This is a genomic window from Salipiger sp. PrR003 (assembly GCF_010500785.1).
GTDB lineage: Bacteria > Pseudomonadota > Alphaproteobacteria > Rhodobacterales > Rhodobacteraceae > Salipiger > Salipiger pacificus_A.
On sequence record NZ_JAAGOV010000030.1, the window covers coordinates 41,790 to 55,805 of the forward strand.

At 58.9% G+C, this 14,016-nt stretch carries 12 protein-coding genes; 11 read left to right on the forward strand and 1 reads right to left on the reverse strand.

Annotated elements, in window-relative coordinates; genetic code table 11:
• Positions 1–81: 81 nt before the first annotated feature.
• The 8 genes from G0D83_RS06800 to G0D83_RS06835 all read left to right on the forward strand — a co-directional run bounded on the left by G0D83_RS06800 (position 82) and on the right by G0D83_RS06835 (position 11,049).
• Positions 82–2,238 (forward strand): pyrroloquinoline quinone-dependent dehydrogenase, encoded by a 2,157-nt coding sequence (locus G0D83_RS06800; protein WP_235958006.1) that lies wholly within the window; start codon positions 82–84, stop codon positions 2,236–2,238.
• A 611-nt stretch (positions 2,239–2,849) separates the two neighbouring features.
• Positions 2,850–4,010 carry a trehalose-phosphatase gene (gene otsB, locus G0D83_RS06805; RefSeq protein ID WP_164190945.1) on the forward strand — a complete coding sequence of 387 codons (1,161 nt, stop codon included), beginning with the start codon at positions 2,850–2,852 and terminating at the stop codon, positions 4,008–4,010.
• A gap of 31 nt (positions 4,011–4,041) precedes the next feature.
• Entirely contained in the window at positions 4,042–4,632 is a 591-nt protein-coding gene (locus G0D83_RS06810; RefSeq protein WP_164190950.1) for an exopolysaccharide biosynthesis protein, read from the forward strand.
• A 102-nt stretch (positions 4,633–4,734) separates the two neighbouring features.
• Entirely contained in the window at positions 4,735–5,580 is an 846-nt protein-coding gene (locus tag G0D83_RS06815; RefSeq protein WP_164190953.1) for an inositol monophosphatase, read from the forward strand.
• Positions 5,581–5,625: 45 nt separating this feature from the next.
• On the forward strand, positions 5,626–6,486 hold the full coding sequence (locus G0D83_RS06820) for a diacylglycerol kinase family protein (RefSeq protein ID WP_164190956.1): 861 nt from the start codon (positions 5,626–5,628) through the stop codon (positions 6,484–6,486).
• A gap of 286 nt (positions 6,487–6,772) precedes the next feature.
• Positions 6,773–7,396: a hypothetical protein gene (locus G0D83_RS06825; protein WP_164190959.1), complete on the forward strand. Its 624-nt coding sequence runs from the start codon at positions 6,773–6,775 to the stop codon at positions 7,394–7,396.
• A 258-nt stretch (positions 7,397–7,654) separates the two neighbouring features.
• Positions 7,655–9,367: an alpha-amylase family glycosyl hydrolase gene (locus G0D83_RS06830; RefSeq protein ID WP_164190963.1), complete on the forward strand. Its 1,713-nt coding sequence runs from the start codon at positions 7,655–7,657 to the stop codon at positions 9,365–9,367.
• Entirely contained in the window at positions 9,364–11,049 is a 1,686-nt protein-coding gene (locus tag G0D83_RS06835; RefSeq protein ID WP_164190967.1) for an alpha-glucosidase, read from the forward strand. Before G0D83_RS06830 ends, G0D83_RS06835 begins: the two co-directional genes overlap by 4 nt.
• A 1,044-nt stretch (positions 11,050–12,093) precedes the next feature.
• Here G0D83_RS06835 and G0D83_RS06840 read toward each other — a convergent pair.
• Positions 12,094–12,603 (reverse strand): superoxide dismutase family protein, encoded by a 510-nt coding sequence (locus G0D83_RS06840; RefSeq protein WP_164190970.1) that lies wholly within the window; start codon positions 12,601–12,603, stop codon positions 12,094–12,096.
• 139 nt (positions 12,604–12,742) lie between these two features.
• Here G0D83_RS06840 and G0D83_RS06845 point away from each other — a divergent pair, with 139 nt between their 5' ends.
• The 3 genes from G0D83_RS06845 (at position 12,743) to G0D83_RS06855 (ending at position 13,984) form a co-directional block, all read left to right on the forward strand.
• On the forward strand, positions 12,743–13,078 hold the full coding sequence (locus G0D83_RS06845; protein WP_164190814.1) for a hypothetical protein: 336 nt from the start codon (positions 12,743–12,745) through the stop codon (positions 13,076–13,078).
• Positions 13,079–13,151: 73 nt separating this feature from the next.
• Positions 13,152–13,535 (forward strand): hypothetical protein, encoded by a 384-nt coding sequence (locus G0D83_RS06850; protein ID WP_164190975.1) that lies wholly within the window; start codon positions 13,152–13,154, stop codon positions 13,533–13,535.
• 23 nt (positions 13,536–13,558) lie between these two features.
• A complete protein-coding gene (locus G0D83_RS06855; RefSeq protein ID WP_164190978.1) occupies positions 13,559–13,984 on the forward strand; it encodes a CBS domain-containing protein in 426 nt (141 codons plus the stop codon).
• Positions 13,985–14,016: the final 32 nt, after the last annotated feature.

Here is a 14,016-nt window from a genome sequence, read left to right on the forward strand (position 1 = left end):
CGTGAGAGGGCGAAGCTTGGAGCGCGCATCGACCGAATTCTGAAATGCTTCGCCACAGCGCGCCAGCCAACAGGATATCAGATGACTTTCAGAATTGCTTTGACCATTTGCATGGTCGCCCTCGGAATGTCTCCCGGTGCAAGCCTTTCGCAACAAGAGCAAAATTCCGGCGAACCAACCGAGGATCAGACGGCACAAACGCCCAGCACGCCTCGGGTCGAACGGACGCCGGCACTGGACTCCGGCGGACCAACAGACAATTCCCTGGCGCCGCAAGCAGCCGATGAAAGCTCCGATCAAGCCGCCGCTTCGGAACCCTCTCGGGTGGCAACCCAAGCAGGCGCCGACTGGCCCTATTACGGAGGCGGCGCGCATGCGACACGATACTCTCCGCTCGATCAGATCGACAGAAGCAACGTCGATCAGCTCGAGCAAGTCTTCAGTTACCGGACTGGCGACATGCCGGAAGGCACGGCGAAGGGCAAATACTCTCCCGAAACGACACCGCTGAAAGTCGGCGACGACCTCCTGATGTGCTCGGCGATGAATGTCCTGATCTCGATCGACGCGCGCACCGGCGACGAGAATTGGCGCTTCGATCCCGGCGTCCCGAACGACGCGATACCCTACGGCGCGACGTGCCGTGGAGTCACCGTCTATCGGGACCCCGAGGCCGCGGCGGATAACACCTGTGCGTCACGGGTGATTGAAGGAACACTCGATGCGAAGCTGGTCTCCGTCGATCTCGAAACTGGCGTTCCCTGCGAGACATTCGGCGAGAACGGCACGGTTGACCTCTGGGAGGACATCGGCGAGCGAGTCCCCGGCTGGTATGCGGTCACCGCGCCACCCGTAATTGTGCGCGACATTCTGGTGACCGGCGCTCAGGTCAAGGACGGCCAGGCTGAGGATGCCCCTTCCGGTGTGATCCGAGGTTACAACGTCCGCACAGGGGACCTGGCTTGGGCCTGGGACCTCGCCGCGGCCGAGGCCAACCGGCAGGGGCCGCCCGAGGGCGCGGTCTACACGCGCGGCACACCCAACATGTGGACCACGGCCGTCGCCGATGAGGCGCTAGGCTATGTCTACCTGCCGATGGGCAATTCCTCGGTCGACTACTATGGCTCCAACCGCTCTGAGGCGGAAAATGAATTCGCGACCTCTCTCGTCGCGCTTGACGTCACTACCGGGGCGGTCGCATGGGTCTTCCAGACCGTCCGGCATGACGTCTGGGACTATGATCTCGGCAGCCAACCGACGCTGATCGACTACGAAGGTACACCCGCAATCATCCTGCCCTCCAAGCAGGGCGATATCTACATCCTCAACCGAGAAACCGGCGAGCCGCTCACCCCGGTGGGAGAGCTGACCGGGCTTCCGAAAGGCGAGATCGAGCCGGAGTTCATCTCGGACACTCAGCCCGTCTCGGAGTGGCACACTCTGCGACGGCCTCGGCTGAAGGAGAAGGATGCCTGGGGTTTCACGCCGCTAGATCATCTCTGGTGCCGCATCCAGTTCCGCCGCGCCAACTATGAGGGCTTCTACACGCCGCCCTCGAGCGAGCGCCCGTGGATCCAGTATCCGGGCTACAACGGCGGATCAGATTGGGGCTCCGTGGCCGTGGACCCCGAGCGCGGGATTATCGTGGCCAATTACAACAATATTCCGAACTACAATCGTCTCCTGACCCGCGAAGAGGCGGATGCGCGAAATCTCCAGCCGATCCACGAACAGAGCACCGGGGACACCGCGGGCGAAAACGCCGAGGGCGCGGGCGATCCTCAGACCGGCTCCCCTTACGCCATCGATGTGAACGCGGGCTGGCGGAGTGCGCTCACGGACATGCCCTGCGTCGAGCCGCCCTACGGCGGGATTCGGGCAATCGACATGTCCACCGGCGAAACGCTTTGGGACACGCCACTTGGCACCGCGCGCGAAAACGGGCCGTTCGGAGTGCCGTCGATGCTGCCAATCAAGATCGGCACGCCAAACAACGGCGGCGCGGTGATCACTGCCGGAGGCCTGGTCTTCATCGCCGCGGCGACCGACAATCTCTTCCGCGCGATCGACATCGAGACCGGCAGGACCGTCTGGAGCACCGAACTGCCCGCGGGCGGACAGGCGAACCCGATCAGCTATGAGGTAGAGGGCAGGCAATACGTGATGATCGCAGCGACGGGGCATCACTTCATGGAAACCCCGATCGGGGACTACCTGATCGCCTATGCGCTTCCCTAGAGCTTGAGAGCCATGATCGCGGCTGAGCTGCGTAGTTCGGCCGCCTCATTCGGCATACTCTGTTCTAGCATTAGGCAAGGTCAGCTAGTGATGTTCTGTCTGGGCTGCCTTGCTTTTGCGAGTGGCTACTATCGTCCAGAGATTTTCTGGAACATTTCCCTCTTGCCCCGGTTTTCGAAACGAGCGTGGTCTTCAGCCAAGGACAGGCCTCTTTCTCACCGTCCATGGGAAGAGGTTCTCTCTGCACCCTTTGGCGGAATGAGCCACGTTCACCATCCATGAGAGACATGCACTCCGACAGATGAGTAAGGGCCGATCGATCGCACCGCGGCGTTTCTTGCTTCTGCCGCCGGCATCGACGCAGCGCATACCTCACTGTGAGAGACTTGGTGCAGAGCGGGCAGAATATTTAACGCCGCGGTCGCCGTGCGCTCCAGAATTCCTCCTAAGAAGCCACACCTATCCGAAGCTTGACGCACGGCACATGAGTGCCGGCCACCCATCAGGGTCTATACCTGCAAACCAAAAATTCGATTTTCTGGAACATAGATCGATCGTGGCTGTTTCCTTTGTGAGCGCGGTGCCTATTCGACGTCCTCGGATATCCGGACATGCGCAACGTCCGGCTCCATCCGAAAAGGTTCATGAAGCCGGAAATCTATCAACCCGGGAGAGCCTTTAGCACCGCGCTCACTATATCCAACCCACGAGCAGGAACATTTACTCGGATTCTGGTTACATTAGAGAGCGCGGCGCATCCCCGGCATCAGGAGCAACAGTCAGCGGCTTCTCGAGGGGACTTACAGGCACTTGATCGCGTCGCGCTCACCGCCAATGGTTATCAGTTTTTAGGAAGACGCGACCGCCTCGCAAATTCCGCTTCGAAAACTTTCTGGCACCAAATTTTACCTTGCTTCTCGTCAATTTTGCCTTGCGTCTCATCTCCTCAGGAACATTTTGAAGTCCCACCTGTTTCTGTGGCAAGGAACCGGGGCTCCCGCCCCCAATTGCTTGTCCAGCAGTCAGAGGAAGTTTTTATGCGAAGCGGACCTCCACAGCCGCCCGAAAGATTGGATTGGAACTCTCATGCAATTTTCCTCGACTTTGATGGCACGCTCGTAGCCTTAGCGGATCGACCGGAACTCGTATGCCTTACCACTGGAACACGCGAGCTGCTCACTCGTCTCTCCCGGGCAACGGATGGCGCAACGGCGGTCATCTCCGGCAGAAGCCTTTCCGACTTAGAAGCCAACCTTGCACATTTGCATCTCACCTTGGTTGGATCTCACGGCCTCGAATTTCGTGCCGCGGAAGGGAAAGTCTTGCAGAGCAGTGAATACACAGGTCCTTTGGTGGAAGCAGCCAATGCACTGAGTCCTTTGGCCGCCGAGTTTAACCTTCTTATGGAGCGAAAGCCTGGCGCGGTCGCGGTGCACTACCGTGACCGACCAGAGGTCGGCTCGCGCGTTCGACATTCCGTATCGTCAATTGCATCTATGCTCGGGCTGAAAAGCATGAATGGGCACATGGTGAGCGAGATCACGCCGCAGGGCATCAACAAGGGCACTTCCATAATGCACCTCATGAAGCGAGCTCCCTTTTCCGGACGTGTACCGGTAATGATTGGCGATGACACCACTGACGAAGACGGTTTCGAAATGGCGCAATCGATTGGCGGCTTCGGCGCACGGATTGGCGGTGACCGTACTTGTGCCAAGTATCAATTCAAGGACCGGCCCAGTGCACTTTCTTGGCTGGCAGCATCTCTCTGACACTACAGCCAAGAGAAACCGGAGCAAAAACATGCCCGATCAGAAGACACAAAAGCTGAGTGAGCTCTTGGACAAGCTGGAAAGCTCCGTTCAAGGTGAGAGCATTAAAGTTGAAAATATTGTAGAGACACTCGGAGAAAAGTCCTTCGCGGCCCTCATGCTCGCATTCTCGCTGATTTCAACCTCACCGGCGAGTGCGATCCCGGGGGTCACGGCTGTGGTCGCCGGCATCGTGTTCATACTTTCGATACAGATGATTTTCGGTCGCGAGCACGTCTGGTTACCGCAGTTCATTACCGGACGAAACTTGTCTTCGGAAAAGATATGTAAGGGAATTGGTTGGATTCGTCGGCCTGTCGAGCTTATCGAACGGCTTCTCAGGCCACGCCTGACCTTTCTGTGCCATCGGCCTTGGCTTTTGGTCCCACTGCTCCTCACACTTGGCCTAACTTTGTTGATGCCCTTCATGGAGATAATCCCGACATCTGGTTCAATAGCATCAGCTGCTATTGCGCTCTTTTCCGCAGGTCTTCTGACCAGAGATGGCGGACTAATCGCCATCTCTCTGATCCCACTGCTTATCGTACCGGTTCTTATCTACCGAGTAGGCTTCGCAGGATAAACGGCAGACCAGGTCTGATCGGCGACGCAGTCCGAGACGACTTGCCTGAGTGTTGCTTGGCCCATCCACCAAAGGCATCCACATACCTAGAAAAGAGCAGACATGAGCCCGCCACCAGATTCAGTCCCACTCAAAGACTTCGAGATCCTAGCGACCGAACTTGCCCGAGTTGCAGGGGCCGAAATCGAAGCTGCGATGAACCGCACGGTTGCGGTCGACTACAAAGGGACCCCTGCCTCAACACGTGATCCCGTCTCGGAGGTCGACAATTCTGTCGAGATACTTCTGCGCGCCCGCATAGGCGAGCAATACCCAGAGCACGACATCATTGGAGAGGAGATTGATGAGCGACCAGGCCGTCACCACTCCCACGTCTGGGCGGTCGACCCGGTGGACGGTACCGCGAATTTCGTCAACGGCCTGCCACTCTTCGCAAGCTCGATCGGCTTGCTGATCGATGGCACGCCAGAGGTCGGTGCTGTGTGGTGTTCCACCAGCCATCTACTGCGGCCAGGTGTCTATTCAGCCCACACTGGGGGGACGCTGAATTTCGACGGAAATCCCATGGTTCGGCAACGAAATGCGAACCTCCGAGCCGGCCTCCTCGGTCTGCCAGGTGTCGCAGACCTAGATAGTCCTCGGTTCCATTCCCGAAAAACTGGGTCCGCGGCCCTTGAGTGCGCATTCGTGGCGGCCGGCCTGCTTGCCGGCGCTCATTTCCTTTCGCCCAATCTCTGGGACGTCGCTGCGGGCGTCGTCCTGGTAAAAGCCTGCGGCCTCGAACTTCTACAGCAGCGTGGGAACGGGTGGAACGCCTTCGAGAAGTTCGAGCTCGCATCGATGTCGGGCGACCTCAGATTGTGGTCTTCCCAGCTCGTTATGGGAAAAAAAGACGCGACAGCCGCCCTCATCCACAGCGACGCCGCGGCCCGAGACTCATTGAGATGAAGAGCTTCAATACGAATCTGGCCACGGGCACCTAGGACAAATCTCATGAAATCGGCTTTTCTCATCCACAGGGTCAGTGCGGGAAGCGGTAATCTCTCTCGAAGGTTCCTGGAAACATTGTTGCGTAAGCATGGTTATGAGCCCAGATATCATTGCTTGGAGGAAGGGCCGGTCGACCTAAGGACGGCGCAGAGTGATCTCATTGCCATAGCTGGCGGGGACGGTACGTTGGGAAAGCTCCTTCCACAGCTGAGGAACTGGGGGGGAGGCGAGTTTGCCATACTTCCGTCTGGTACCGCGAATAACGTGGCTCGCTCCATGGGTATCTTGGATCTGGATGACGCGCTGCATGTCGATGCTGTCACATCACCGTTTAACATTGGACAGTATTTTTGCGGTGGCAAAACGAAACTCTTCTGCGAGTCTGTCGGGATCGGCGCTTTGGCGTCTATGATAAAGAAATCTTCTGGACCTGCTTTCGGACAAGAAAAGCTGCGCAGGGGTCGTGAACACCTTGCAGAGATGATTGCGGAAATGGTCCCCTTTTATCTTCAGGTTGAGACGGAAGGCGGATCTTTCGACGGAGACTTTCTGGCAGTTGAGTTTCTGAACGCAGGCATCGCGGGCCCCTCTCTGCCCCTCTCACCGAATGCCACGCCAACACGCGCGCAATTCGATATCTATTCCATCCGTGCGGCCCAACGAAACGCGTTTATCGCGTGGCTTCGCAGCGACCTCAACTGCCCTGCCCCCGGAATACACAAATTCACCTCCTACGCTGCTTTCGAGTGTAAAAATAACCATGATCTGCGCGTAGACGACCAAATTGTTGGACCATCCGGAGCGAAAAGAAAAGTTGAGATAAAATTTGACTCACTCCACATAAATACAAAGGTACCGCGGTAAAAACCAAAAAATTCCAATCTAAGTATTAAATCCCCGGACGCTCCTGCGACTTGAGTGGGCGGAACTGAGAAAGGAAATTTGAAGATCTTTTTTTCTCGGATCTCCGTCTTCGGAAGTGAAATTGTTGGCAAAAATATCCGCGCCAAAAATTTGGCAGCACGTCACTCAGGAACAGGACGCACCGTCGCCGGTTCATGCAATGCGGGGCAGCGGATGGTGGGCTTTCCACCGACGGTGCCAAGGCCAACACCAAGATTGCAAGAGAAATCACGAAGGTTTTCACGCCGTGACGGTATGGAATTGGATTCAGCAGAACGCAGACGGCGCCAACGTCCTTTTGAACGGGCTGATGGTCCTCGTCTGGGTCATTTACCTGCAGCTCTTGCTCGTAAGCTTCGCCAGGCAGCGTCGCAGCGTTCTACACCTCGATCTTGGCGTAGCCACGGACGAAAACGCACGCTGCATTCTCACCAATATGGGATCCGAGCCGATCTACATCGCCGCAATCGTGGTTGAGCTTTGCTATTCGAGCGCCACCCACAGCTTCATCGTCACTGATCGAAAAGAGATGCCCGTCGAGGAAGCCAACAGGCCTCTCGAACGCACGACGAAGGGCCCGCTTGGAAGCGGGGAAGCGCTCGATATCGGAAGTTTCAACGACTTGGCTGATCGAACGCGCGGTTCGGACGCTGAGGCCAACATCCTCGATGATCTCGTTAGCGTCGCAGTAACCGCGATCGCAGCCTCAAACCAGGCCCAGAAGCTTGTTGGCGCTTACAAGCGGTTCAATATATCGCGCAGCGAACAAATAAGGCGGTTTCGCGCCGACAGCGTCACCACCCGCCAACTGCGCGGTCCATTGAACCGCCGAAGATTTGAGGCACTCCTCACCGAGCTAGACACCCAGTGAGAGGGCTCATCCCCAGACTGGGGTGACCAGCTGTCCAGTTCGATCATCTCAGTCGCGGCTGGTGCATCCCAGCCGTTCAGCGCCATCAGGTAGGTATCGCTCAGTCTTAAACCAAAACGAACCGACACCGGGGCCGGCTTTTCCCTCCTGCCTCGGACCTCTGGAACATCGTCCCTCTTCAACAGTTTATCCATAGAAGCAGTAACAAAGCAGGACCGATTTTATCCTCGCCCCCGCTGGAGATCAAAAGGAGTTGTCATGTCAGCGACCGAGCGCGACGCCGAACTGGTCTACGCCATGACCCACCTCGGTCAGCCGCCGGAGCCGCCCGAATGGTGGCGCGGAGCGGTTTTCTACGAGGTCTATCTGCCATCCTTCAACGACGCTACCGGCGACGGCATCGGGGACATCCCGGGGATCGTAGAGAAACTGGAATATCTGCACGGACTCGGCGTCGACGGGCTGTGGCTGACACCGCCATATGCTTCCCCTCACGAGGATAGCGGCTACGACGTGAGCGATTTTCTCACCGTGTACCCGCCCTTCGGAACCGTTGATGACCTTCGCACCCTGGTTGAGAAATCCCACGCGCTTGGTCTCAAGGTGATGCTCGACTTCATTTTGGGACACACTTCGGATCAGCACCCATGGTTCGTCGAAAGCGCTTCGTCTCGCGACAATGCGAAGGCCGACTGGTACGTCTGGGCCGACCCTGCTGTGGATGGAGGGCCGCCGAACAATTGGATAAGTTCCTTCGGCGGCCGGGCTTGGCGCTGGGAACCGCGACGCGCCCAATATTGCTATCGCCCGTTCTTACGTAGTCAGCCGGCGCTCAACCTATCGAACCAGCAAGTGCTGGCCGAGATGATGGACATTCTGCGCTACTGGCTGGATATCGGCATTGATGGTTTCCGGATCGACGCGGTGCAGTGCCTGAGCTTCGACCGGGACTTGCGCTCGAATCCACCGGCGCGCCCCGCCGAGAACCCGTCGGTCGGTGGCGGGCCAAACAATCCATTCAAGAAGCAGATGCACCTCTTCGACCGGGACGTCCCCGAGGCCATCCCGATCCTTCACCAAATCCGTCGTATCGCGGACGAGTACGACCCACAGCGAGTGCTGATCGGAGAGTTGGCAGATGTCGACAGTTCGCGCCTCGCGCCGAAGTACACGGTCGGCGACGATAGGCTGCACGCGGTGTATGACTTCGACCTGATCAACCGCTCGGACACGTTGCTGGACTGGACGAACATGCTTGAGGTCCGGTCACACTACCTCGTCCCCGGTTCCAGCTATAACGTCTTCACCAACCACGACTCCGAGCGAGCGGTGTCGAATCTAATGCCGCGCGCCTGTGCGGCAGGACGGGCCCGGGAGGCAGCAAAGTTGCTTCTTTTTCTCCAGGCGACGCTGTCCGGCGGCACGATCCTGTTCCAAGGCGAGGAACTCGGCCTCGAGCAGCCCGAACTCGCCCCCGAAGAGATCAGGGACCCCTGGGCCAAGGCGCTCTGGCCTGATTTCCCAGGGCGCGACGGCGTGCGGTGCGCGATGCCTTGGGATTCGACTGCGCCGCACTGCGGCTTCACTTCGGCGCCGCGACCATATCACAAAGTGGCGGAGAGACATCGCCAGCAGGCGGTTGACCTGCAGAAGCGCGATCCCGGTTCGGTGCTGCATTTCACCTGTGCACTTTTGCGCTGGCGGCGCGGCGTGCCCTTGCTGCGCACGGCATCAGAAACCATCCTCACCGATTTGCCCCACCGGGTCATAGGCTTCGAGCGGAAGAAGAAAGGCGACTCGTTGCTCTGTTTCGCGAACTTCGGACAATCCGAGGTCGTGATCTCTCTACCGCAGAACGCCATGCAGATCGACTTCCAAGCAGGTGCCGCGCGTGTTGAGGGAAACCGGCTCACGCTGGGTCCGCTGGCCGTAGCAGCCCTGCCCGGAAACGGAAGAAAGGACCCGCCATGACTTGCCAGAAATCCCACGCCCCTGCCCCAGCGGAAGCTCCCGAGCGGTTGGAGCATTGGTGGCATCGAGCGACCGGCTACCAGATCTACCCTCGCAGCTTTGCCGACAGCGATGGCGATGGCGTCGGCGACATTGCCGGCATCATCGGCAAACTCGGGCACCTCGCCGACCTGGGCGTCGGGTTCATCTGGCTCTCGCCGGTGTACGCCTCACCGATGGTCGACAATGGCTACGACATCTCCGATTACCGCGCGATCGCGCCAGAATATGGTACGCTCGCCGACATGGATCGACTGATCTCTGAGGCCCGTGACCGGGGTATTGGGATCGTCATGGATCTCGTAGTCAATCACAGCTCGTCTTTGCACGCATGGTTCAAGGCAGCACGCAAGTCGCGCGACGCCCCCGAGCACGACTATTACATCTGGCGCGAGGCCGCTGCGGGTGGCGCACCCCCCGATGACCAAGAAGCCGTCTTCGGAGGCCCGGCCTGGACTTGGGTCGAGGAGGTGCAACGCTACTATTTCCATTATTTTAGTCCCGCACAGCCCGATCTGAACTGGCAAAATCCTGCCCTAAGGGCCGAGGTCCATGACATGATGCGGTGGTGGCTCGATCGGGGGATTGCAGGGTTCCGCATGGACGTGATTAGCCTCATCGGCAAGGACATCGATCAGCGGATCTACGAGGAAGGACCCGACCTGCACCCCTTCCTGCAGGAGATGCACCGCGAAGTAATCACCGGGCAGGAGATCGTCACCATCGGCGAAAGCTGGTCCGTCTCGCCGGAAACGGGGCTGCTCTACTGCGCACAGGAACGCAAAGAACTGGATATGGTCTTCGAGTTCTCCCACATCCGTGAGGGATGGCACCCCGAACTGGGCAAGTTCGCCCCGAAACCATTTGATCTGGTCGGCTTCAAGCGTGCGCTCTTCGAATGGCAAGAGCTAACCCGCCACGAGGGCTGGAATGCGCTCTTCCTGACCAATCACGACCTGCCAAGACAGGTCTCGTTCTACGCCGATGACGGCGAGCACAGGCGCAATTCGGCGCGAATGCTTGCAACAGTCCTGCACATGCTCAAGGGGACGCCCTTCATCTATCAGGGCGAGGAGATCGGCATGACGAATGCGCGCTTCGAGCGGATCGACCAATACCGCGACCTAGAGACTCTGAACCACTTCGAAGATCAGATCGCGCGCGGCGTTGCGCCGGAAGAATTCATCGCCGGGGCGAACCGGAACAGCCGTGACAACGCCCGCACGCCCATGCAATGGGACGCGGGCCACGGGGCCGGCTTCAGCACAGGCACGCCATGGATCGAGGTCAATTCCAACGCAGACCAAATCAACGTCGCCCAAGACAGGTCCGATCCGGAAAGCATCTTCGCACATTACCGCCACCTTGTCCGGCTGCGCCGAGAACTCGACGTCATCGCCTTCGGCGAGACCGAACCGCTGCTTCCGGACAGCTCAGCGATCATGGCATTTCAACGCAGGCTGGGGTCGGCGCGGGTTCTCGTACTGGCAAATTTCACCGCCAATCGGCAAGCGGTCTGCCTGCCGCTAGATACTTGCGGCGAAGGGCGCTGTCTCGTCTCTTCACATCGCGCACGGAGGCGGATTGATCCCGACCTCGAGATGGCACCTTTCGAGAGTTTCGCCGTCCTTTTCGACAGCTGATCTGCCGCGGAGGTTTCTGAGTGTCTTACTAATGGCGATCAGCCGCGCGAGTCCTCTGAGGACGAGCCTCGCGTCGTGCGACCTTCGTTCGGCGGACGCGGACGGCCGCCTTCTCCTGATTGCTCGATCGCTCCCTGCTCAGAGACCCGACGGTCCACATGATCGGGCCGGATTCGGTCCAGACGTTCGGCCGGCCGCTCGGGATCATCAGTCTTCCCCTGTTTCGATCTTGCCATCTTTCGGCTCCTTTCCGGTTCCGGTTTGAAACCGGATGCCATCCGGAATGTTCCCGCACAGCGACCGCGATTTTCCCGCAGCTTGGCGTCCCCAAGACACGCTGACGTCACGACCCGGCGGACCACCGGCAAGTTGTTGCCTGCGCCTCAGGATGGCCGGGCTGCCGCCGAGCTGACTATCAACCCAGACTCAGGACGGATCGGACCGCGCGCGGGCATCTACTTCCCGTAAATCTGCTTATGCCTCAGATGAGCCTGCAGCTGACGCGCAAGTTCGCGCAACTGTTCCGGAACCTCCTGTTCGCAGGCCACTCCAATTGAATTCTCGAGCTTAGGCTTGAGGTGGTCCTCACGCTCTTCTTTTGTTGGCGTAGTGTACATATCGCATTCTGTCCCGACTTTTTTCCATTGCCCCGATATGACAGTGTATCATGGATTGGGTGAGATGGGACGGCCGCTCACCAAGAAGGTGGTTTTTCTTCTCAGGCTGCGCGGGAGGTGCAACGGTCATGTTCGGGTCGCGGCCGCGCCGATCATGCGGCCGGAAGCGCTCGTTCTGACCGGAGCCGGAGGCAAGCGCTGCGAGCATGACACACGCGGCCCCGCCGCAGCATCCAATTGTCTTAGCCACTCCCTCCGGGACTCCTCCCATCGGGGAGATCTCAGCGCGTATCTGGCGCGATGGGACTGGCACTGCAGGTGCAGGTCGGACGACCTAAAACTTGCGACCGAAAGCGACGCGATTACGAGAACATTCGTCGATACTCCTTTGCCCCGAATTCCAATTGCAGGAGCCAGAATTTTGTCATCACTCCGATCGCAGGGAAAACGCTCCGCAGGCAATCCTGTCGCCGGCGTTGCCAGCGGGTTGGCTCTCGTAGTCGTCGACGCCAGCATGCATAACGAAGGCAGCACCATCCGCGTCGAGGAGAAATCTTTCGACGTCGAAGGCTGGCAGGAAGACTTCGACCTCGCCGACACCATCTTCCTTGACCGTCAGATTGGGCATATCGCCCGGATGTGGCCCTTCAGGGGACATGACCCCATGCACATGTTCGCCAGCCACGTGGCCCCCTGCTGAAGAAAAATCATCTGACTCACAATCGCCCGTCTCGTGCAGGTGAATGGCGTGGATGCCCTCGGGCAACTCGATGAGCGTGACGGTCGCCACCGCTACCCCAGAAGGCGTATCCCGAACGCGAACGGCGCCGAGTTCATTACCCTCGCGGTCAAGTATATTCGCGGTGACCTCCGCCGCCCAACATCCGGTTGCGAAAGGCATTGCACTCAGTAAGGCCACGCAGAAATGAGTTTTCATGGCGTTGCTCCTTGAAAGTATCCCATTCCCTTCGAAGGGAACACGCCCCCTGCAACCACCACAACAAACCAATGTTCCCAGATTTCTGGGGAACATCCCGATGCGCGTCATGTTGATGGGGCCAAATGAGAGGTTCAGCATGGCACATCGCAAACGACGCAGAGTCCACCCAAGTCAATCGGCCGAGCCAGACCGGCTCCGCCAGCGCATCGACCACGGCGAGACGGGCGACAAGGTCAATTTCTCTGATCCAGCGGCGGCACCTCTCGGCACCGACGCTGAGGCTGGAGCGGGGCCCTCAGCCACCCCAGCGGGTAAAGTCACGGTGGCTCCGTCCGTCCCCGAACGCGAGAAGAAACGCTCCCCTCCGCACACTCCTGCCGAATTGCAAAACAGTTCATCCGGACGGCGCGGCATCTTCCTCGTTTTCTTGGTTGTTCTCGCGGGCATTGTTGCGCTTGTCGCGTTCGTGTGAGCCGAGCGATTTCCGCCCCAAATGATCGTCGTCGTACGCCCAAAGCCAAATAGACCTAATATCGAGGCCAAACATGGCCCAGACGGTCGCCGCTGGTGCCGTGTTCCCGCGTCTCCAATGCTCCTACCGGCCCCTGCTGCAGAACGGGTTGCGGTCGCGCGAAGCCCGGCTGTTTTGCTGGTTCGAGCCGATGGACAAAGCTGCCGTCGACTACAGCCTGGTCATCACCAAACGGACTGATCTTGCGGCCGATTGGCCGGCCGCCAGTTTGGTCGTCCTCCTCTCGATCGTGGTACACCGCACGACAACCACGCCCTATGCCAAGAGTCGAATTCCCCAATCTGCAGAATGGACCCAGGAAAGCTTGAAAAGCTGGAACATTGCGATGCGCCGCCTGTTGAAAGTTTTCCCTCCGCGTCGATTGCGCGGGCATCCTGCCGCGAGACGCATCCGATGAGTTATAAAACCTAGGAGGTAAAAATGAGAGTTTCGGAAATCATGTCGAACGATCCGGTCACGGTTTCGCCGCGCCAGACATTGGCCGAAGCGGCCGCCCTCATGGCACAGATTGACGCCGGCTTCCTCCCTGTTGGCGAAGACGACAAGCTCGTCGGTATGCTCACCGACCGCGATATTGCTATCCGAGGGATCGGCGCAGGCAGGGGGCCGGATGCCATGGTGGGCGAGGCAATGACGCAAGATGTCTGCTATTGCTTCGAAGACGACGACGTGACGACCGTCGCTCAGAACATGGGCGATCAGCAAATCCGCCGGATTCCAGTGGTCAATCGGGAGAAGCGCCTTGTAGGCGTCCTCTCACTTGGTGATCTCGCCGGACGGGGAGATGCCCTCGCGGCCGGTGAGGCACTCGCCGAGGTCGCACAGCCGGGAGACAGGCACAATTGAACGACGTCCATTTATTCGTGAGGCAGACACAC